At 68.4% G+C, this 1,305-nt stretch carries 1 protein-coding gene; it reads right to left on the minus strand.

Annotated elements, in window-relative coordinates:
* Nucleotides 1–1,305, minus strand: a 1,305-nt coding sequence (glpK, locus tag ACFYVJ_RS34785; protein ID WP_388900529.1) for a glycerol kinase GlpK, incomplete at both ends; no start/stop codon positions are given.

Here is a 1,305-nt window from a genome sequence, read left to right on the forward strand (position 1 = left end):
TCCAGCCCATGGTGCGCTGGACTGCTTTGAGCCAGTTGTTGTATTCGCGGTCGCGGGTGTGGGGGTCCATGCGGGGGGTCCATTCGGCGGCGCGGCGCCAGTTGGCGCGCAGGGCGTCGGTGTCGGGCCAGTAGCCGACGGCGAGGCCGGCGGCGTAGGCGGCGCCGAGGCAGGTGGTTTCGGCGACGAGGGGGCGGACGACGGGGGCGTCGAGGACGTCGGCGAGGGTTTGCATGAGGAGGTTGTTGGCGGTCATGCCGCCGTCGACCTTCAGGGAGGTGAGTTCGACGCCGGAGTCTTTGGTCATGGCGTCGACGATTTCGCGGGTCTGCCAGGCGGTGGCTTCGAGTACGGCGCGGGCGAGGTGGGCTTTGGTGACGTAGCGGGTGAGTCCTGCGATGGTGCCGCGGGCGTCGTCGCGCCAGTAGGGGGCGAAGAGGCCGGAGAAGGCGGGGACGAAGTAGGCGCCGCCGTTGTCTTCGACGCTGAGGGCGAGGGTTTCGATTTCGGCGGCGGTGGAGATGATGCCCATCTGGTCGCGCATCCACTGCACGAGGGCGCCGGTGATGGCGATGGATCCTTCGAGGGCGTAGACGGCGGGTGCCTGGCCGATGCGGTAGCCGACGGTGGTGAGCAGGCCGTTTTCGGAGTGGACGGGTTCGCCGGCGGTGTTCATCAGGAGGAAGGTGCCGGTGCCGTAGGTGGATTTGGCTTCGCCCTGGGCGAAGCAGGTCTGTCCGAAGAGTGCGGCTTGCTGGTCGCCGAGGGCGGAGGCGACGGGTACTGAGGTCAGGGTGCCGGAGGTGGCGTGGCCGTAGACCTCGGCGGAGGAGCGGATCTGGGGCAGGACGGTTTGGGGGATGCCCATGGCCTGGCAGATGGCGGGGTCCCAGTCGAGGGTTTCGAGGTTCATGAGCATGGTGCGGGAGGCGTTGGTGACGTCGGTGACGTGGACGCCGCGGCCGGGGCCTCCGGTGAGGTTCCAGATGACCCAGGAGTCCATGGTGCCGAAGAGGATGTCGCCGGCTTCGGCGCGGGCGAGGAGTCCTGGGGTGTTGTCGAGGAGCCAGCGGATTTTGGGGCCGGCGAAGTAGGAGGCCAGGGGCAGGCCGGTGGTGGCGCGGAAGCGGTCTTGTCCTTCGGTGCCGCCGAGTTGGCGGCAGAGTTCGGCGGTGCGGGTGTCCTGCCAGACGATGGCGTTGGCGACGGGTTCGCCGGTGTTCTTGTCCCAGAGCAGGGTGGTTTCGCGTTGGTTGGTGATGCCGATGGCTTTGACGTCGGCGCGGGTGATGCCGGCTTTGGTGA

This window comes from Streptomyces sp. NPDC004134 (assembly GCF_042874195.1).
Lineage (GTDB): Bacteria > Actinomycetota > Actinomycetes > Streptomycetales > Streptomycetaceae > Streptomyces.